At 39.6% G+C, this 1089-nt stretch carries 1 protein-coding gene; it reads left to right on the forward strand.

The annotated features are described in order from the left end of the window. A partial coding sequence (locus ACVCZW_RS00200) for a hypothetical protein (RefSeq protein ID WP_452231309.1) occupies nt 1-1089 on the forward strand: 1089 nt, incomplete at both ends.

The following is a 1089-nucleotide window of genomic DNA, read 5'->3' on the forward strand; positions in this document are numbered from 1 at the left end:
CACCACAATAAACTGGAGCTTTGATGATGGTAACGGAAACACGATTTCTGTACCGCAAACCTATAATTATGATGATACAACAGATCCTGTAGCACCAACTTTATCTGCTGTTACCGTAGATTGTAACGGAACTTTAACTGCTCCAACAACGACTGATGTTTGTGCTGGATCGATTACTGGAACTACTACAGATACGCTTTCTTTTGTTGAAGGTGGAAGCACCACAATAAACTGGAACTTTGATGATGGTAACGGAAACTCTATTTCTATACCTCAAACCTATAATTATGATGATACGACGAATCCTATAGCTCCAACATTAGCTTCTGTTACCGTAGATTGCAACGGTACATTAACCGCTCCAACAACGACTGATGTTTGTACTGGATCGATTACTGGAACTACTACAGACACCCTTTCTTTTGTTGAAGGAGGAAGCACTACAATAAACTGGAGCTTTGATGATGGTAACGGAAATACAATTTCTGTTCCTCAAACCTATAATTATGATGATACAACAGATCCTGTAACGCCAACTTTATCTCCTGTTAATGTAGATTGCAACGGAACATTAACTGCTCCTACAACGACTGATGTTTGTGCAGGAACTGTTACGGGTACAACGACTGATACGCTTTCTTTTGTTGAAGGTGGTAACACAATAATCAACTGGAGTTTTGATGATGGTAACGGAAATACGATTTCTGTACCTCAAACCTATAATTATGATGATACAACAGATCCTGTAACGCCAACATTAGCTTCTGTCACTGTAGATTGCAACGGTACATTAACCGCTCCAACAACGACTGATGTTTGTACTGGATCGATTACAGGAACTACTTCAGATACGCTTTCTTTTGTTGAAAGTGGAAGCACCACAATAAACTGGATCTTTGATGATGGTAACGGAAATACAATTTCTGTACCGCAAACCTATAATTATGACGATACAACAGATCCTGTAACGCCAACATTAGCTTCTGTCACTGTAGATTGTAACGGAACTTTAACCGCTCCAACAACGACAGATGTTTGTGCTGGATCGATTACTGGAACTACAACAGATACCCTAAGTTTTTCTGAAGG

This window comes from Lacinutrix sp. MEBiC02595 (genome assembly GCF_053601555.1).